The 756-nt window shown below is 45.2% G+C and carries 1 protein-coding gene; it reads left to right on the top strand.

What is annotated here, in order from left to right; genetic code table 11:
• The coding region (locus R7P74_RS26100) for a calcium-binding protein (protein WP_318123551.1) at nt 1-602 on the top strand (602 nt) is incomplete at its 5' end.
• Between the last annotated feature and the right edge of the window lie 154 nt (nt 603-756).

The following is a 756-nucleotide window of genomic DNA, read 5'->3' as shown; positions in this document are numbered from 1 at the left end:
GCCAAGGTGATCACGATATCACGCTGACTGCGGTTTCAACGGAATCGAATGGCGATCAAGCGTTCTCAGACCCAATCGATATCAGCATCAATGTTACGTCCAACAACCGTGACATCGATGTATCTTCTGAAACAGAAGATAATCGGTTACTTGGTAGTGATCGCGGAATTTCCCTCATCGGCGGGGCGGGTGATGACCGCATTATCGGTGGTGACGGCGATGATATTCTTATCGGTGGTCTGGGTTCGGACATCCTAACGGGTGGCGGTGGTAACGATATCTTTAAATGGACGCAAGATACCGTTGACGAAGGTGCGGTGGATACCATCACCGACTTTACGCTTAATGAAGACACGATCGATCTTAAAGACGTGATTGCGGATTTAAATGACCCAATGGCAGGAATTGATGAGTTACTTGCGCATATTCAAGCGGACTACGATGCCACGACAGACAATGTCTCTTTGAGCATTACTACTGATGCGAACGTTCATCAGACTATTGTGGTTGAGAACTTAGGTCAGGCAATAGACTTCAATGGATTAAGCTCGAACGAGATTGTTGAATCGCTTCTTAATCGAGGTGTTATTGATAACGGATAAAGTGACTTGAGAAATGAAAAGTGCGGCGGTTAGATTTGACCGCTGCGCTTATTAGCGTTTGGTGTTCTTCAATATCTGGAAAGGGAGTTAGGTATAATTTTTGAACTTGGTTTCTTTAGACGTGAATGTCGAGAAGGCTGCCAATTACCTCGTT

It is taken from the genome of Vibrio sp. 2033 (genome assembly GCF_033339735.1).
This window is presented reverse-complemented; position numbering and strand designations above follow the sequence as displayed.